General features: G+C 63.8%; 13 protein-coding genes. 7 read left to right on the top strand and 6 right to left on the bottom strand.

The window, feature by feature from the left end; genetic code table 11:
- Positions 1-9 precede the first annotated feature (9 nt).
- The 3 genes from JL811_RS08355 to JL811_RS08345 all read left to right on the top strand — a co-directional run bounded on the left by JL811_RS08355 (position 10) and on the right by JL811_RS08345 (position 3,467).
- Complete coding sequence (locus tag JL811_RS08355; RefSeq protein WP_202688055.1) at positions 10-1,545, top strand: class I adenylate-forming enzyme family protein; 1,536 nt, start codon at positions 10-12, stop codon at positions 1,543-1,545.
- Positions 1,546-1,611: 66 nt separating this feature from the next.
- A complete protein-coding gene (locus JL811_RS08350) occupies positions 1,612-2,268 on the top strand; it encodes a DsbA family oxidoreductase (protein ID WP_202688054.1) in 657 nt (218 codons plus the stop codon).
- Complete coding sequence (locus JL811_RS08345; protein WP_202688053.1) at positions 2,265-3,467, top strand: multidrug effflux MFS transporter; 1,203 nt, start codon at positions 2,265-2,267, stop codon at positions 3,465-3,467. Before JL811_RS08350 ends, JL811_RS08345 begins: the two co-directional genes overlap by 4 nt.
- Positions 3,468-3,512: 45 nt before the next feature.
- Here the strand turns inward: JL811_RS08345 and mfd are convergent, their stop codons facing one another.
- Positions 3,513-6,974: a transcription-repair coupling factor gene (mfd, locus tag JL811_RS08340; RefSeq protein ID WP_202688052.1), complete on the bottom strand. Its 3,462-nt coding sequence runs from the start codon at positions 6,972-6,974 to the stop codon at positions 3,513-3,515.
- A gap of 77 nt (positions 6,975-7,051) precedes the next feature.
- On the bottom strand, positions 7,052-7,573 hold the full coding sequence (locus JL811_RS08335; protein WP_202688051.1) for a component of SufBCD complex: 522 nt from the start codon (positions 7,571-7,573) through the stop codon (positions 7,052-7,054).
- 205 nt (positions 7,574-7,778) lie between these two features.
- On the opposite strand from JL811_RS08335, the gene hemB reads away from it, so the two are divergent.
- Together hemB and JL811_RS08325 are read left to right on the top strand one after the other, a co-directional pair.
- On the top strand, positions 7,779-8,798 hold the full coding sequence (gene hemB, locus JL811_RS08330) for a porphobilinogen synthase (protein WP_202688050.1): 1,020 nt from the start codon (positions 7,779-7,781) through the stop codon (positions 8,796-8,798).
- Between the two features lie 184 nt (positions 8,799-8,982).
- A complete protein-coding gene (locus JL811_RS08325) occupies positions 8,983-9,537 on the top strand; it encodes a lipid-binding SYLF domain-containing protein (protein WP_202688049.1) in 555 nt (184 codons plus the stop codon).
- A gap of 69 nt (positions 9,538-9,606) precedes the next feature.
- Here the strand turns inward: JL811_RS08325 and JL811_RS08320 are convergent, their stop codons facing one another.
- Entirely contained in the window at positions 9,607-10,470 is an 864-nt protein-coding gene (locus tag JL811_RS08320; RefSeq protein ID WP_202688048.1) for an NAD(P)-dependent oxidoreductase, read from the bottom strand.
- Positions 10,471-10,550: 80 nt separating this feature from the next.
- Here JL811_RS08320 and JL811_RS08315 point away from each other — a divergent pair, with 80 nt between their 5' ends.
- Both JL811_RS08315 and JL811_RS08310 read left to right on the top strand, forming a co-directional pair.
- Positions 10,551-13,028 (top strand): penicillin acylase family protein, encoded by a 2,478-nt coding sequence (locus tag JL811_RS08315; RefSeq protein ID WP_202688047.1) that lies wholly within the window; start codon positions 10,551-10,553, stop codon positions 13,026-13,028.
- Between the two features lie 76 nt (positions 13,029-13,104).
- Positions 13,105-14,553, top strand: a complete 1,449-nt coding sequence (locus JL811_RS08310) for a peptidoglycan-binding domain-containing protein (RefSeq protein ID WP_202688046.1) — start codon at positions 13,105-13,107, stop codon at positions 14,551-14,553.
- Between the two features lie 192 nt (positions 14,554-14,745).
- Here the strand turns inward: JL811_RS08310 and hflX are convergent, their stop codons facing one another.
- The 3 genes from hflX to JL811_RS08295 all read right to left on the bottom strand — a co-directional run bounded on the left by hflX (position 14,746) and on the right by JL811_RS08295 (position 18,016).
- Positions 14,746-16,011 (bottom strand): GTPase HflX, encoded by a 1,266-nt coding sequence (gene hflX / locus JL811_RS08305; RefSeq protein WP_237684903.1) that lies wholly within the window; start codon positions 16,009-16,011, stop codon positions 14,746-14,748.
- A 74-nt stretch (positions 16,012-16,085) separates the two neighbouring features.
- Entirely contained in the window at positions 16,086-16,319 is a 234-nt protein-coding gene (gene hfq / locus JL811_RS08300) for an RNA chaperone Hfq (protein ID WP_202688045.1), read from the bottom strand.
- Positions 16,320-16,480: 161 nt separating this feature from the next.
- Positions 16,481-18,016: a potassium transporter TrkG gene (locus JL811_RS08295; RefSeq protein ID WP_202688044.1), complete on the bottom strand. Its 1,536-nt coding sequence runs from the start codon at positions 18,014-18,016 to the stop codon at positions 16,481-16,483.
- Positions 18,017-18,019 lie beyond the last annotated feature (3 nt).

Below are 18,019 nucleotides of genomic sequence, written 5' to 3'. Positions count from 1 at the left end.
GCAATTTTCATGACCGCCTCGATCATCACCACCCTGCCGCCCGCCCTGCCCGAAACGGGTTTCAATCTTGCAGCCCATGTGCTGGCGGCAGGCATGGCCGCGCCCGACCGCATTGCGCTGCAACTGCTGTCGCTGTCGGGGGCGGAACGCTGGTCTTACGGGCGGCTGGTCGCGGCGGTGCGGGGTGTTGCGACGGGCCTGCTGGCCGAAGGGCTGACGCCCGGCGACCGGATCCTTTTGCGGCTGGACAACAGCCCGGATTTTCCCGTGACCTTCCTTGCCGCCATTACGGCGGGGCTGATCCCGGTGCCGACATCCGCGCAACTGACCGCGCCCGAGGTGGAAAAGCTTTGCGCCACCGTGACACCACGCCTGATCGTGCAGGCCGAGGGCGTGGCGATCCCCGATGCGCCGCCCTGCCCCGTCCTGCCCGCCGCGCGCCTTGCCGCCATGGCCGATCTGCCCCCCGCCGAATTCGCCCTGGGCGATTCCGGGCGGCTGGCCTATATCGTCTTCACCTCGGGCACTTCGGGGCGGCCGCAGGCGGTGGCCCATGCCCATCGCGCGATCCTTGCGCGGGCGCTGATGACCGACGGCTGGTATGGGCTGACCGGGGCTGACCGTCTGATGCATGCCGGGGCCTTCAACTGGACCTATACGCTGGGCACAGGCTTGATGGACCCCTGGACCGCCGGGGCGACGGCCCTGATCCCGGCCCCCGGGGTGACACCTGCGCAACTGCCCATCCTGCTGAAACGCTTCGACGCCACGATCTTTGCCGCCGCGCCCGGTGTCTATCGCCAGATGCTGCGCGCTGATCTGCCCGCCCTGCCCCGGCTGCGCCATGGCCTGTCAGCGGGCGAATCGCTGCCCCCGGCCCTGCGCACCGAATGGCGGACCCGGACCGGCACCGATATCCATGAGGCGCTTGGCATGTCCGAAATTTCCACCTTCATTTCCGGCAGCCCCGGCCGCCCCGCCCCCGAAGGCCTGGCAGGCCATGTGCAGCCCGGACGCACGGTTGCGGTGCTGGATGACAAGGGCACGCCTGTGCCCCGTGGCACCTCCGGCATTCTGGCCATTCACCGCAGCGATCCGGGCCTGTTTCTGGGCTATTTCAACGATCCCGAGGCGAGTGCCGCGCGGTTCACCGGCGACTGGTTCGTGACCGGTGACACCGTCCAGATGGAAGCGGACGGCGCCATCCGCTATCTGGGCCGGGGCGATGACATGATGAATGCGGGTGGCTTTCGTGTCTCACCGCTTGAGGTGGAAAGCGCGATGATCGGCTTTCCCGGTCTGACGAACTGCGCCGCCGTCGAACTGGACCTGCGCCCCGGCACCTCGGTCATCGCCTGCGCCTATGCCGCCGCTGCCCCGCTTGACGATAGCGCCCTGACAGCCCATGCCGAAACCCGTCTGGCCCGCTACAAACAGCCCCGGATCTGGGCGCATATGCCCGATTTTCCGCAAGGCGCGAATGGCAAGATCAACCGTCGCCTGATCCGTCAAATCCTCGCGACTTCCCGCGCAAATCTGGACTGATCGATTCAGACCCTCTGGCGCAGCTTTCCGCTCGGGCGTAAGGCAGGGCGCGAAAGGACTTCCGTGATGATCCGACTAGACATTTTTTCCGATCCGATCTGCCCCTGGTGCATGATCGGCAAATCCCTTCTGGACCGCGCATTCGAAAGCCGCCCCGAACATCCGTTCAGCGTCGAATGGCATCCGTTCCAGCTCAATCCCGAGATGCCAGCCGACGGCATGGACCGCCGCAGCTATCTTGAGGCGAAATTCGGTGGCAAGGCGCAAGCGGTGGAAATCTATGCCCGCGTGGCCGAGGCCGCCCGCAATGCCGGGATAGAGATCAATTTCGACGCGATGGACCGCACGCCCAACACGCTGGATGCGCATCGCCTGATCCATTGGGCCGGGCTGGAAGGACGCCAGAACGCCGTGGTCGATGCGCTGTTCCGCGCCTATTTCCGCGAGGGCCGCGATATCGGCGACCGGAATGAACTGGCCCGCATCGCCGGGGCTGCCGGGATGGATGAAACCGTGACCCGCCGCCTGCTGGACAGCGATGCCGACCGTGATGACCTGATGGCCCGCGATCTGGATGCGCGCGGCAAGGGGGTGACTGCGGTGCCGACCTTCCTGATCGCGCAGCAATATGTCCTGTCGGGCGCGCAGCCCGTGGCGCTGTGGCAGCAGGTCATCGATGAACTGGCCGCACAGGTCCCGAATGAAGACGGAGCCGCGACATGAACGCCCCGACACAACGCCTGTCGCAGGTTGAATTCATCGCCCTGATCGCGATGCTGTTTGCCACCATCGCCTTTTCCATCGACGCGATGCTGCCCGCGATGCCGGAAATCGGCGCGACATTGTCGCCCGAGAACCCCAACCGCGCGCAGCTTGTCGTGGGCCTGTTCTTTCTGGGCATGGGGATCGGCACGCTGTTTGCCGGGCCGCTGTCGGACCGTTTCGGACGCAAGCGGGTGATCCTTGCCAGCGGTGCGATCTATTGCATCGCGGCCCTTGTCTGCTGGCTGGCGCAATCGCTTGAGGTGCTGCTGGCCGCGCGTCTGGTGCAGGGGCTGGGCGCTGCCGGGCCGCGCACCGTATCACTGGCCATCGTGCGCGACCTTTTCAAAGGGCGCGACATGGCGCGGATCATGTCCTTTGCGATGATGGTCTTCATGATCGTGCCCGCCCTTGCGCCGCTTGCCGGTCAGGGCATCATCCGGCTGGCGGGCTGGCATGCGATCTTTCTGGCCTTCATCCTGTTTTCGGGCCTGTCGATGCTGTGGCTGGCGCTGCGTCAGCCCGAAACCCTGCCACCCGAGGCGCGCAAGCCGATTGACCTTGGCAGCCTTGCCACCGCCGCGCGGGAACTGTTTTCCTATCGTGTGGTCAATGTCTCGATCCTGATTCAGGCGCTGACCACCGGAGTCTTGATGGCGACGATCTCCTCTATTCAGGGGATCTATGAACAGCGTTTCGGCATGGGGGAAAGCTTCCCCCTGTGGTTCGCCCTTGGCGCCCTGATCGCGGCGGGGGCGTCCTTCCTGAACAGCCGGATCGTGATGGTGCTGGGAATGCGCAAGGTTGCGGCGAATGCCTATGCCGGGGCACTGGCCGCGACGCTGATTTATCTGCTGGTCATTCTTGCCGGTCCGCAGAACAATTCGGTTCAATTCGCGGGCTTCTTCCTCTGGACCGTGCTGATGTTCGGGATGATGGGACTGACCATGGGCAATCTGAACGCCCTCGCGATGGAGCCGGTGGGCCATATCGCCGGGCTTGCCGCCTCGCTGATCGCCTCGGTCTCGACCGTGCTGGGGGTGATGCTGGCAGTGCCGATCGGGCTTGCCTTTGACGGCACCTCGCTGCCGCTGGTTCTGGGTGCGGCGGTGCTGTTGTCGCTGGCTCTGGGGGCGATGCAACTGATCCGCCGCCAGTAAGCGCGGGTTGCCAATATCGGGCTGCAAAATCAGGCTGCGGAAGGCTTATCCTTCCGCAGCCTTGACCTGTTCGGCCAGCCCCTTGGCGATGGCAAAGGCGCCCTTGATGCGGTCACCCTCGGATTTCCAGTCGGCGGGCAGGACGATCTTGTTGCCCTGCACCCTTGCGCCCGGCTGACCGCGCAGGAAATCCACCAACCCCGCCGGATTGACGAATTTGTCATTGTGAAACTGCACTGTCGCGCCTTTCGGCCCGGCATCAATGCGCGAAATGCCCGCGCGCTTGCACATTGCCTTGACCCGCACCACCAGCATCAGCGTATTGACCTCACGCGGCAGCGGGCCGAAACGGTCGATCAGTTCGGCGGCAAAGCCCTCCAGTTCAACCTTGGTCGCAAGGCCCGACAGCCGCCGGTAAAGCCCCAGCCGCAGATCCAGATCGGGCACATACTCCTCGGGGATCAGCACCGGCACGCCCAGATTGATCGTGGGCGCCCATTGGTCATCAGCCTCGGTCAGGCCCGAAATCTCACCTGAGCGCAGCTTGGCAATCGTTTCCTCCAGCATGGACTGGTAAAGCTCATACCCGACTTCCTTGATATGGCCTGACTGTTCCTCACCCAGCAGGTTGCCCGCGCCGCGCAGATCAAGGTCGTGGCTGGCAAGGTTGAACCCCGCCCCCAGACTGTCAAGACTGCCCAGAAGCCGCAGACGCTTCATCGCCTGCGGGGTCAGCGGTGCGCGGGGTTTGGTGGTAAGATACGCATAGGCCCGGGTCTTGGCCCGGCCCACCCGGCCCCGGATCTGGTAAAGCTGCGACAGGCCGAACATATCCGCGCGATGCACGACCATCGTGTTCGCGGTCGGAATGTCCAGCCCGGATTCCACAATCGTCGTGGCCAGCAGGACATCATATTTTCCGTCGTAGAAATCGTTCATCCTTGCATCCAGATCCCCCGCCGCAAGCTGGCCATGCGCGATGATATAGCTGACCTCGGGCACATGGGTTTTCAGGAAATCCTCAATCTCATGCAGGTCGGAAATGCGCGGCACGACATAGAAACTTTGCCCGCCGCGATAGCGTTCGCGCAGCAATGCCTCGCGGATCGTCACCCCGTCGAATTCAGCGACATAGGTGCGGATCGCCAGACGGTCCACCGGCGGCGTCGCGATGATCGACAGATCCCGCACGCCGGTCAGCGACAGTTGCAGCGTGCGCGGGATCGGCGTTGCGGTCAGGGTCAGCACATGCACCTCGGACCGCATTTCCTTCAGCCGTTCCTTATGGCTGACCCCGAAATGCTGTTCCTCGTCGATCACCAGCAGGCCAAGGTTCTTGAAGCGGATGGCCTTGGCCAGCAGCGCATGGGTGCCGACACAGATATCGACCGACCCATCGGCCAGACCAGCCCTTGTTGCCGCTGCATCCTTTGCTGAAACAAAGCGTGACAAGGGTCTGACATTGATCGGAAATCCGCGAAATCGCTCGGCAAAGCTGCGGTAATGCTGCCGCGCCAGCAATGTGGTCGGGCAGATCACCGCAACCTGCATTCCCGCCAGCGCCGCGGCAAAGGCCGCGCGCATCGCGACCTCGGTCTTGCCAAAGCCGACATCGCCCACGACCAAGCGGTCCATCGGCGTTCCCGCCTCAAGATCGGCCATCACATCGGCAATCGCGGTCAGCTGGTCATCGGTTTCCTGATAGGGAAAGCGCGCGGCGAAAGCTTCCCACATGTCATGCGGGGTCTCCAGAACCGGAGCCTTGCGCAGCAGCCGTTCCGCCGCGATCCGCATCAGGCGTTCGGCAATCTCGCGGATGCGCTGCTTCAGTTTGGCCTTCTTGGCCTGCCATGCGCCGCCGCCCAGCCGGTCCAGCAAGCCCTCTTCATGGCCATAGCGGGTCAGCAGTTCGATATTCTCGACCGGCAGATACAGCTTGGCCTCTTCGGCATAGACCAGATACAGATATTCATGCGGCGGACCGGGTCGCCCCGAAACCGGATCGGGCACGCGCAGGGTTTCCATGCCCATGTACCGGCCGACGCCATGTTCAACATGCACGACCAGATCGCCGGGCGTCAGGGTCTCCGCATCGCGCAGGAAATTCTCGGCCTTGCGTTTCTTGCGGCTGCGGGAAATCAGCCGGTCGCCCAGAACATCCTGTTCGGAAATCACCGCCAGCCCCGGCGCGACAAAACCCGCCTCAAGCGGCCAGACGATCAGCGACAGCGTGCCCCGCCCCTCGGGCAATTCGCGGAAATCCGCGATCAGCCGCGCGCCGGTCAGCCCCTGATCGGCCAGCAGGCCCTGCAACCGGTCCCGCGCGCCTTCGGACCATGAGGCGATGACCACCTGCCGGTCTTCGCGCAATGCCCGAATATGATCCGACAGAACACTGAAAAGACTTATATTTTCTTGCTGACGTTCAGGGGCGAAACTGCGCCCGATCCGCCCGCCCGCATCCAGAACGCCCGGCCCCGGCGATTGCGGCAGTGGTGACAGCTGGATCACCCGGCGCCCGGCCAGTGCCTCGGTCCATGCCGCCTCGTCGAGATAGAGCAGTTCGGGCGCTGAAGGCTTGTAGACCGTGTCCATCCGCCCGCGCGCGGCCATCGCCTCACGCCGGGCATCATATTGATCGGCAATGCCTTCCCAGCGGGCCAGCCTTGCGGGGTCAAGCTGATCGTCCAGCAGGACCGAGGCCCCGGGCAGATGGTCGAAAATCGTTTCCAAACGGGCATGGAAGAAGGGCAGCCAATGCTCCATCCCCTGATGTTTGCGGCCGGCACTCACCGCTTCATAAAGCGGATCCTCGGACCCGCCTGCGCCAAATTCCACACGGTAGTTCTGCCGGAAGCGCGCAATCGAGGCCTCGTCCAGAATGACCTCGGACACTGGCGCGAATTCGATATGGGTCAGCTTTTCGGTCGTGCGCTGCGTCGCGACGTCAAAGCGCCGCGCCCCGTCCAGCACATCGCCGAAAAGATCCAGCCGCACCGGCCCGCCCGCCCCCGGCGGATAGATATCGACGATCCCGCCCCGGATGGCGTAATCGCCGGGTTCGGCCACTTGCGAACTGGGCGAAAAACCCATGCGTGTCAGAAAGATGCGCAAGGAGGCTTCATCAATCCGGTGCCCGACCCGCGCGGCAAAGGAGGCGTCCCGCAGCACGTCACGCGCGGGCAGGCGCTGACTTGCGGCATTCAGTGTCGTCAACAGGATGACCGGCCCGCCAAGGCCCTGCGCCAGCGCCGCCAGCGTCGCCATCCGGCGCGAAACGATATCGGGATTGGGCGAAACCCGGTCATAGGGCAGGCAATCCCATGCCGGCAGATCCAGCACCGCCAGATCCGGCGCCACGACTGCAAGGGCGGCCCGCATCGCCTCCATCCGCTTGTCGTCGCGCGCGACATGGATGACCGGCTGGCCCTTTGCCGCCTCCCGCGTCAGAAGCCGCGCATCGAACCCTTCGGGCGCGCCGCCCAGGATGATCCTTTCGCCAGCCATTTTTTCGGCCTTTCCTGTCTGCTCCTGCCGCGCCTGTGCGCTTGGCATCCGCGTTTATCTGTTCCGGTCTGATGGTCTCAGAACGCGTCCAGCCGCATGTTCTGCCACATGCCCCACATCGCGGTGATGAAGATCGAGATCATGCCAAGCGCCTGCACCTTCATCCGGTGAAAGGTCAGCATCCGGCACAGATCATGCCCTTCGGGTGGCGCACGCTCATAGCGCAGGGCGGCGCGCAGGGTCAGGGCACTGACGACGGTCATCGGCATAAGCAACAGAAACAACGCCTGCGCGAATTCGATTCCGTAGAAGAAGCCCAGTGCAAGCAGGCTGGTCAGCAGGAAGAAGCTGAGCCCCGTCAGCCATGAGCCTGACACCCGCAGCACATAAAGCACACGCCGGGTGTTGATCCCGGTTGCGGCTTCCAGATCGGCCATGGCCTGCCCGCCCTGCTTGCGCGCGCGGGTGACCATGTCAAAGGGCACGCCGATGATCCAGTGGCTGGCCGTCGACCACATCACGGCCAGCACGATCCAGAACCACAGGTTCGAGAAGGACCGCATGTCGATCAGCCGGAAAATCGTCTCATACCATTGCAAGTTGCCGCCCCTGCCTGATGTCCTGTGCGCGACGAAAGTCCCGCCTCTGCGTTGGATGCGTCACTCCCATGCTTGAGACTGCTCTTGAGACGCGGGCCTTTCCATGGCAGGCAAAAGGAAATCGCGCAAGCCCCTGCTGCGGGCCTGCATCCCTGATCCAGATGCCCCTTGCCGGGGCCTGCCCGCCCGAAAGGACCCTGCCGCCATGCCCCTCGGCCCCGTGCCCTATGCTGCCGCCCCCTTTCCGGGCACCCGTTTCCGCCGCCTGCGCCGCATGGATGCGCTGCGCCGTCTTGCGCAGGAAAACGTGCTGTCGGTGAATGATCTGATCTGGCCGCTTTTCGTGCGGGAAGGCACCGGCATCGAAGAGGCGATCCCCTCGATGCCCGGCGTCGCGCGGCTGTCGGTTGACCGGATCGTGGCGCAGGCCGAGGAAGCCGCGCGTCTGGGCATTCCGGCGATCTGCCTGTTTCCCTATACCGATCCCGACCTGCGCAGCGAAGGCTGTGAAGAGGCGTGGAACCCCGATAATCTGGCCAACCGGGCAATCCGCGCGGTAAAGGCGGCAGTGCCGGAACTGGCCGTGATGACCGATGTGGCGCTGGATCCCTATAATGCCAATGGCCATGACGGACTGGTGCACGACGGCGTGATCCTGAACGATGAGACGATTGAGGCGCTGGTCGCGATGAGCCTTGCACAGGCCGAGGCGGGGGCGGATATCCTTGGCCCTTCGGACATGATGGACGGGCGCATCGGTGCTATGCGGGCGGCGCTGGAGGCGGCAGGCCACAAGGATGTGGCGATCCTCAGCTATGCCGCGAAATATGCCTCGGCCTTCTATGGTCCGTTCCGTGATGCGGTCGGCGCCTCGGGGCGTCTGGTGGGCGACAAGAAGACCTATCAGATGAACCCAGCCAATTCCGATGAGGCGCTGCGTCTTGTCGCGCGCGACCTGTCCGAGGGTGCGGATATGGTTATGGTCAAGCCGGGGATGCCCTATCTGGACATCTGCCACCGCGTGAAGGAAACCTTCGGCGTGCCGGTCTCGGCCTATCAGGTTTCGGGCGAATATGCGATGATCCGGGCCGCGGCGGGGCATGGCTGGATCGACGGCACCCGCGCCATGACCGAAAGCCTGATGGCCTTCCGCCGGGCGGGCTGTGACGCGGTGCTGACCTATTTCGCGCCTGACATGGCGCGGCTTTTGCGCGATGAGGTCTGAAGCGCCTGCCTGCCGTTTTCCGGGGCCGCGAACGGCGGGATGACGCGCAAGCGGCCCGGGTGACACAGGCGGTGGATGACAACCCTGTGAGGGCGCGCTATATCTGGTGGTATAAGGGGGCCGCAGAGCCCCTCAACAGGCATGGCACCGCCCAAGGGGCAGCGCCACAGGAAAGGCGGGCAGCATGACGAATATCCAAAGACGGACATTTCTGGCAACGGGCGCGGCCGGACTGGCACTGGCGGGCTGTGCCAATGGCATCGGCGGCGGCGGGGCGCAGCGTCTGGATGCACGGGTCGATGCGACGCGGGACTATCTGTTCCGCAGCTATCCCGGCACCCGGGATCTGGAACAGAAAAGCTATGGCGTGCTTTACATGCCGCTGATCACCGAGGCCGGATTTGGCTTTGGCGGTGGCTATGGTCAGGGCGCGCTTCGCATCAACAATGCCACGGTCGATTATTATTCCGCGACGCGCGCCACGGTCGGTTTCCAGATCGGCGCGCAGCAATATGCCCATGCGCTGTTTTTCCTGACTGAAAGCGCATTGGGCGATTTCCGCCGCGCACCGGGCTGGGCGGCGGGCGCCGATGTGCGTTATGCGACCCCCGAACAGGGTGGCAGTCTGGGCAAGGAAACGACCGAAATATCCCCCGTCATCGCGCTTGTCTTCGGCCAGTCGGGACTGATCGCCGGGGCCACGCTGTCGGGTGTGAAATACAGCCGGATCATTCCCTGACCGGGCAATCTCATGAACCCTTGCGGCGGCATCCGGGCAGGAATGCCGCCACAAGGGATTGCAGGACCGTCAGCCCAGACGCTTGATCAGGCTTGACGTGTCCCAGCGGCCGCCGCCCATGCGCTGCACATCCTTGTAGAACTGGTCGACCAGTGCTGTCACCGGCAGACTTGCCCCGATCTCATTCGCGGTGGCAAGGCAGATGCCCAGATCCTTGCGCATCCAGTCGACTGCAAAACCGTAATCGAACTTGTCGGCCAGCATGCCATTATGCCGGTTCATCATCTGCCAGCTGCCCGCCGCACCGCCCGAGATGACCTCGACCACCGCCTTGCCGTCCATTCCGGCCTTCTGACCAAAGGCCAGCGCCTCGGCCAGCCCCTGTACCAGCCCGGCAATGCAGATCTGGTTCATCATCTTGGCAATCTGGCCCGCGCCGCTTTCGCCCAGATGCTTGCAGATCTTGGAATAGGCGGCGATCACCGGTTCGGCCCTTGCATAATCGGCTTCGGCCCCGCCGCACATGACCGACAGAACCCCGTTCTGCGCCCCGGCCTGCCCGCCCGAAACCGGCGCATCGACAAAGGCGAACCCGGCCTCGCGGGCCACGGCCTCAAGCTCTCGGGTCACCTGTGCAGAAACCGTGGTGTGATCGACAAAGACCGCGCCTTTTGCCATTCCGGCAAAGGCGCCGTCCGGACCGGTGCAGACGGCGCGCAGGTCGTCGTCATTGCCGACGCAGGCCATCACGAAATCCTGACCCATCGCTGCCTCACGCGGGGTGGCGGCGGATTTGCCACCATGTTCGGTGACCCAGGCCTCGGCCTTGGCCGGACTGCGGTTGTAGACAGTCACCTCATGCCCCTTGGACACCAGATGCCCCGCCATCGGATATCCCATGACACCCATACCCAGAAATGCGACCTTCGCCATCTCTCCGCCCTTTCAATTGCCTCTATCCATCGGATCGCATAGGTAACCGTCAGGCCCCCCACGTCAAGAACGGACCGACCATGCTGACCGCTTTCCGATGGCTGCTGAGGATCTTCACAGGCCTTGTCCTGCTGGTTCTGATGGCCCTTGCGGTGGCTTATTTCTTCCTGTCGCGGTCGCTGCCGGACTATTCGGAATCCTTCACGCTGGAGGGTGTCACCGCCCCGGTCGAGATCGTGCGCAACAATGCCAATGTGCCCCATATCTTCGGCGCCACGGATGAAGATGTGTATTACGCGCTTGGTTTTGCCCATGCACAGGACCGGCTGTGGCAGATGACGATGCTGCGGCGCACCGCGCAGGGGCGGCTGTCCGAGATTTTCGGTGACCGGACGCTGCGGATCGACGAATTGCTGCGCAGGCTGGATCTTTACAACCTGTCCATCCGGTCGGTCGAGGCGCAGGACGCCCCCACCCGCACCGCGCTTGATGCCTATGCGCGCGGCGTGAATGCCTGGATCGGTGAGGTGAATGCCCGCGCCCGGGGGCGGGGCGCGCCCGAGATGTTCTTCTTCTCTTCGGATATCGCGGCCTGGCAACCTGCCGACAGTATTGCGGTCATCAAGCTGATGGCGCTGCAGCTTTCGGCCCATGTCGGGACCGAGGTGCTGCGGGCGCGGACATCGCTGCTGCTGCCCGATGCGCGGCTGCGCGACATCCTGCCCGACGATCCTGGACAGGCGATCACTGCCCTGCCGGATTATTCCGACCTGATGCCCGGCGTGCTGCCGGGCCAGCCCTCGACGCGGCTTGCCGGTGATCCGCTGTCGCCGGTGAAGGACCGCGCCTTTGCCGGGGCCTCCAACGCATGGGCGGCAGCCCCCGAACGGTCCGCCGCCAGTGGCTCTCTGCTGGCCAATGATCCGCATCTGGGATTTACCGCGCCTGCAATCTGGTATCTGGCGCGGCTGGAACTGCAATCGGGCGGGGTGATCGGCGGCACGATCCCGGGTATTCCGGCCATTCTGGTCGGGCGCTCGGACCGGCTGGGCTGGGCGCTGACCTCATCCTATCTGGACGATCAGGATGTGATGATCGAAGAGATCAATCCCGACAATCCTGAAGAATACCGCACGCCCTCGGGCTGGGCAGGGTTTGAAACCCGCCGGTCGATCATCACGGTGAAGGATCGCGACCCGGTGACGATCACGCTGCGCTGGACGGAAAACGGCCCGGTCCTGCCCGGATCGCATTTCGACCTTGGCACGATCACGCCGCAGGGCCATGTCGCGGCTCTTGCCTGGACTGCGCTTTCGGATGCCGATACCTCGATGACCTCGGCGCTGCGGCTGATGCAGGCGCAGGACATCCCCGGGGCGATCGAGGCCGGGCGTCTTTATATCGCGCCTGCCCAGAACCTGATGCTGGCGGATCGTGACGGCGTGGCCCTGCAACTGATCGGTGCAATGCCCGCCCGCGATTCCGGCCACCAGACGCAGGGCCGGATGCCATCGCTGGGCGCGCTGCCCGAAAACCGCTGGCTGGGCCGGATGGATTACGACCGGAATTTCCGGGTGGTGAACCCCGGCACGGGCCTTTTGGGCAATACCAACAACAAGACCGTTGACCGCCCCTTCCCCGATCATGTCAGTTTCGAATGGGGCGATACCCATCGCATCCGCCGCTGGCTGAACCTGATGCAGACGCGCGAAGTGCATACGCGCGAAAGCTTCATCGAGGCGCAGCTTGATACGGTCAGCCCCATCGCCCGCGCCGCGCTGCCGCTGATCGGGGCCGATCTGTGGTTCACCGGCGAACCCGCCCCCGACGGCACGCCAGAACGATTCCGCCAGCAGGCACTGGAACTGCTGGCCGAATGGAATGGCGAGATGAACGAACATCTGCCCGAACCACTGATCTATTCGGCATGGCTGCGCGCGCTTCAGAATCGGCTGATCCGGGATGAAATGGGGCCGCTGGCCGATGAATTCACCCATCCCGATCCGGTTTTCATCGAACGCGTGTTCCGCGATACCGAGGGCGCCGCAAAATGGTGTGATGTCATTCAGTCCGCCGAGATCGAGACCTGCACAGATATCGCGCGCATGGCGCTGGATGAGGCGCTGATCCGTCTGCGCGAAACCTATGGCCCGACCATGGCAAGCTGGCGCTGGGGTGACGCGCATCAGGCGACCCATGACCATCCGGTGCTGGGCGAGGTTCCGCTTCTGCGCTATTTCGTCAATATCCGCCAAAGCACCTCGGGCGGGGATTCGACGCTGATGCGCGGGCGCACCTCCGGCACCGAGCCTGAGCCTTTCCTGAACGTGCATGGCGCGGGTTATCGCGGCGTCTATGACTTCGCCGATCCCGACAGTTCGGTCTTCATCCTGTCGACCGGGCAATCCGGCCATCCCCTGTCACGTCACTATGACGATCTGGGTGTGCTGTGGCGGCGCGGCGAGTATATCATGATGTCACTCGACCCCGAACTGGCGCGCGCAGCCGCTGTCGGCATCACGCGGATCACCCCCCGGCAGGTCGCACCCGCCCCATAACTGCCAATTGATTTGAGGCGACCAGCGGAACTATCATTCCCGTCATAGTCGATTCGTTTTTTCAGGGAGTTATATTATGGCTGTTCTGGCCGAGCCGCAGACCTCCAGCGCCGTGGTGCTGGAAGCACAGAAATTATTGAATAAATCCGCACTTCAGACCCGGGCGCCGGAAAACGGCGCCTTCGACAAGACCACGCTTGCCGCGATCAAGCAGTTTCAGGTCGAATCCGGCCTGAAACCGACTGGCGTGCTGGATGACAAGCTGATGAAGATCCTGCGGGATGCGGCCAACAAGCCGAACCCGACCAAACAGATCATGATCGGCAGCAAGATCTATCTGTTCACCGATGCCGAATATGCCCTGCTGGTGAAGCGCATCTCGCGGGAATTCGAAACCGCGATGATCAAGCTGCGCGGCGCGGTGGCCGAGGCGCGGGGGATATGGGACAATCAGAACGACCTGAACAAGGATCAATACATCGTCGCCTGGTGCATCGAGGCCTATAAGGGCGTCAAACTGCCGCCCGAAAGCCTGATCAAGACGGCGGAATCCGGGGTCAAGGCGGCGGATGCGGCGCTGAAATCGGGCAATCTGGCGGCCTTTGCCAAGATCTTTCCCAAGGCCGAGAAACAGGCCAATGACGCCCGGGTAAAGATGAAGACCTATCTGTCGAAAATCATCGACGGGGGGGAATCGCTGGTCACAGGGTTGCAGATCGTCTCGACCACCAGTTTCGTGATCGTCGGCGTCATCGCGGCCCCGGTAGCGGCCAGTTATGGCGCGGGTGCTCTGGGCGCGGCGGTGATTGCCGGGGCGGGCACCTCGGCGGTCGAGACGCTGGCGCATGAGGTCGGGAAGGGCATCTCGGGCGACAGCAAGGGGATTGGCGATGCCAGTTTCAACGTGCTGCGCGACTCGTTCATCGGTGGCAGTGTGGGCGCGCTGGTCAAGGGCAAGGCCGGTGAGAAGATCATCGCCAAGATCGGCCCGATGGTCGCCAAGAAACTGTCCGGCAAACTGTTCGAGAAGGCCAGCCAGAAGGCAGTGACCTCCTTCCTCATCAGCTATTTCAAGAAGAACGGCGCGGATATTCTTGAAGGCGTCATCACCGATGTCATGAAGGAATTCAAATCCAATGCGGGCGGCCTGACCTTTGACAAGTTCACCGGCATCGTTGCGAAACAGGTGGCGACGGCGGGCGTCTTCGGCAAATTCGGCAAGGCGGGTGATGTCGGGGCACGGGCAGTCTTTGGCAAATTGTCGGGATCGGTGAAAAAGGACCTGATCAAGTCGCTTGGCGACAAGGCCAAAGAGTCCGACCTGCTGCCGATCTTTTCCAAGGTCTTTGAAGAGACGGGCAAGGAACTGGGCGGCAAGGTCTATGACTCGGTCCTGTCCTCGGCCAACGGCACCGAAAGCCCCGAACAGATCGAAGCCAAGATCCTTGGCGAATTCGCGACCAACAAGAAGCTTATCGACGCCGTGCGCGCCGAGGCCGAAAGGAACGCCAAGAAGAAACGCTGAGCGCCGGAACGGGGGCAGCACAGCGCAAAACAAGGAGCGCGGCACCGGAATTTTCTGTCCGGATGCCGCGCCCTGGATCATGTTACCGTAACGAAAACCCTGTTTCATTCTGCAGGGTGCAGGACTTGCATTCTGAAAACCGGCCATAAAACCAGACTGAAATCCGGTATTTCCGTCCGACGGCCTGCCCGCTCAGAGCGCCGAATATTCGCCCTTCTGCCGCGCGGTCCAGCGGACCCGCAAGGTCCAGCCGTCATCGGTCTGTTCCTCGGCCTCGATCAGCCCTTCGCCATGCAGCCATGCCCGCCGGCGGCCCTCGGCAAAGGTCAGATGCAGGAGGGCTTCGGTCTTTTCCTCGTCGAAAACGGCCGAAACCTCTTCCAGAAGCGCGTCGATCCCCTCACCGCTGAGCGCGGACAGCGCAAGGATCCCCCGCCCCTGCCCGGCCCGTTGGCCAAGCGCCGCGCGGGCGGTGTCATCGACCAGATCCAGCTTGTTCCAGATTTCCAGTTGCGGCACCTCGGCCTTAACCCCAAGCGAGGTCAGGATATCGGCCACATCCGCGGCCTGTTCGGCGCTTTCGGGATGGCTGATATCGCGCACATGCAGGATCAGATCGGCCTCCAGCACCTCTTCCAGCGTCGCGCGGAAGGCCGCGACAAGCTGCGTCGGCAGGTCCGAGATGAAGCCCACCGTATCGGACAGGATGATCTTGCGTCCCGCCCCGTTTTCAGCGGGCAGCGTGACACCCCGCATCGTCGGGTCCAGCGTCGCGAACAGCATGTCCTTGGCCAGAACCTCGGCCCCCGTCATGCGGTTGAACAGCGTCGATTTCCCGGCATTGGTATAGCCGACAAGGGCCACCACGGGAAACGGCACCTTGCGCCGTGCGGCGCGGTGCAGTTCCCGCGTTCTGACCACCTTTTCAAGCTGGCGGCGCAGGCGGATCATCTGGTCGTCAATGGCGCGGCGGTCGGCCTCGATCTGCGTCTCACCCGGGCCACCGACAAAGCCGAAGCCGCCGCGCTGCCGCTCAAGGTGGGTCCAGGCCCGCACAAGGCGCGTGCGCTGATAGCTCAGCGCGGCCAGTTCCACCTGCAGAACCCCCTCCCGCGTGCGGGCGCGGTCGGCGAAGATCTCAAGGATCAGCCCCGTCCGGTCCAGAAGCTTGACACCCCATTCCTTTTCAAGATTGCGCTGCTGCACCGGCGTCACCGGCCCGTCCACCAGCACCAGCCCGACATCCAGCCCGGCCAGCCTTGCGCCCAGCTCGGCCACCTTGCCGGAACCGAACAGCATTCCGGGGGCAAGTTTCGGCAGGCGCACCACCTCGGAACCCACCACCTCAAGCCCTGGCAAGGCGCCGGCAAGTGACACCGCCTCGGCCAGCCCATGTTCGGGCAGGCGGCGGCTGCGGACGGATTTCACATCAGGGTGCAGGACATAGGCACGCGTCAGGGCCGTCTGGGTGTCATGCCCCGACGGCTCTTTCTGCCACTCTTCCGCGTCCTCGGGTTCGTCCTGGTTCAAGATCAGTCGTCGCCTTCGTAAAGGCTGATCGGCGCGCCCGGCATGATCGTCGAAATCGCATGTTTGTAGACAAGCTGCGACTGGCCGTCGCGGCGAAGCAGCACGCAGAAATTGTCAAACCACGTGATGACACCCTGCAGTTTGACACCGTTAATCAGGAAAATCGTGACAGGAACCTTGGCCTTGCGGACATGGTTAAGGAAAGCGTCCTGCAAGTTTTGTTTATCCGAAGCCATTTGGAATGAGCCTTTTTTTCTTGTCCTGCGGTTTTGCCGCCCCCGGTCCCTCCCCCGAAGGTCGGGCCGAGTATGAAGGGCCGGGCCGGGACATTCCAGCCCAAAAATCAGCCCTTTGGTCGCAGGGCATTCGGGGGCGGTTTACGCCCTCATCCGCAGGATCAGCGCCGCCATGTTCCGGGGGCCAGCAACGCGATCAGGGCCAGGACCTCCATCCGGCCCAGCACCATCGCGGCGGCGGCGATCAGCTTGACCGGAGCCGAAAGCTCCAGCAGTGGAATGGCCTGTTCCGCCCCCATCTGTGACAGCGGCCCGGTCGTTGTGACCATCGAGATCGTCATGATCAACGCGCGGTCAAAATCCAGCCCCGCCAGCGCAAAGGCCAACAGAAAGCCGCCATAGGCCAACGCGTTCAGCATGAAGAAGATCCAGGCCATATAGGCGCCGTCCTGCCGCAACTGCCGCTGCGCCCGCCCGCCCCCCTCGACCGAGGACGGATAGACCAGACGGCCCAGTTCGCGTTCGCCATGCCGCGCCAGCGCATAGATGCGCAGCAGTTTCAACCCGCCCGTCGCCGTGGCGATCCCGCCGCCCATCATGGCCAGACCCACAAGGATCAACCCCGGCGTCCGCAGCCCCGACCAGGCCTGCGCGGCCTGCCAGTCGGCGCTTTCGAACCCTGTTGTTGTCAGGAAGGACAGCGTCGTGAACACGGCCCCCCAGAAGGCGCGGGCGGCGGTGGCCAGATTTTCCTCGCCCTCATAGCTCAGTGCGCCGATCCAGTGGCGCATCACCAGAAGCCCCGGCACCAGCAGCAGCAGGAACAGGGCAAGCCGGATCTCGGGATCCTGCCAGACCGGGCGGCTGCGCCCGGTCAGGGTGGGACCGGGCAGGCTGCGCCTTGTCACGCTGAGCATCAGAAAGGCGAAAATCACCGTTTCGGCGACTATGCCCCCGCCATCGCGGGCCAGTCCGCCCACCATGGTGATGCCGCTGGTCGACAGGGTAGACATGGCAAGGATCAGGGACACAAGCCCCTGCCCGCCCAGACCCAGCAGGATGACCCACAAAAGCAGCGTCAGCGCGACATAGGCCGGAAAGATGATCCCTGCAAAATGCGGCAGTCGCGTGGACAGATCCGCGCCCCGCATGATGCCGCCCCGCGCACTGCCTGCGCTGGAATGTACATTGCGTGCGGTCGTGACCTCGGCCCCGCCCAATCCCAGCGGCGCAAGGATTGCCGCGACCGACAGCAACACGAAAAACCCGCCCAGCCAGCCCGCCAGCGCCCGCCAAAGATGCAGCGAGGGCGGCAGACGGCCGGGCCGGTCATAAAGCGTGGCCCCCGTCGTGGTGAAAGAGGACAGCATCTCCCACCAGGCATTGAAATAGGAGGTATCGGGCACCGCCTGATCGAAGGGAACAGCCATCACCAGCGGCAACCAGAGATAGGCCCCCAGCAGGGCCGCCAGATCACGCCCCGCCGATGACCGGTTGCGCCGGTTCGACACGGCGATGCCCACCATCACCGCCAGCAGCAGAAACACCGTCCCGCCATAGAAAAACGGCCGCGCGACCTGATGATCGCGCAGCACCGCCGCATGGATTGCGGGCAGATACATGGCCAGCGCCGTCAGACCCGTCAGGATCACCAGAAGCGGAAGCCGGACAATTCCCGACAGGGCGGACCCAGACATGGC

Source organism: Szabonella alba, assembly GCF_016765775.1.
Classification (GTDB): domain Bacteria; phylum Pseudomonadota; class Alphaproteobacteria; order Rhodobacterales; family Rhodobacteraceae; genus Szabonella; species Szabonella alba.
This window is presented reverse-complemented; position numbering and strand designations above follow the sequence as displayed.